This window comes from Pseudoneobacillus rhizolycopersici, from assembly GCF_054786815.1.
The window spans coordinates 1-220 of the sequence record NZ_JBTOOE010000281.1 but is presented as its reverse complement, the minus strand read 5'-3'; the positions used below and the strand labels follow the sequence as shown (position 1 = coordinate 220).

1 protein-coding gene is annotated in these 220 nt (G+C 67.7%); it reads left to right on the top strand.

The features are described from left to right. Positions 1–220: hypothetical protein (locus ACX9YW_RS23755; RefSeq protein WP_460351294.1), on the top strand; the 220-nt coding region annotated here is incomplete at both ends.

Sequence of the window (220 nt, the reverse complement as noted above, 5' to 3'; positions counted from 1 at the left end):
GAACCTGGTCGTTACGGTTACCGACGCGCCCATGGCGGAGGTGCGAGGCACCGTGCCGTCCGGCCTGGGCGGCGCCGAGGAGGACACATGGGTGCGGATGTTCCCCGCGGAGCGGCGATTCTGGGAAGAACCGTTCGGCGCGTTCTCGCGATTCAGGACTGCGCGGGTGGAGAAGAACGCCTTCACCATCACGCGGGTGCCCGCCGGCGAGTACTACATC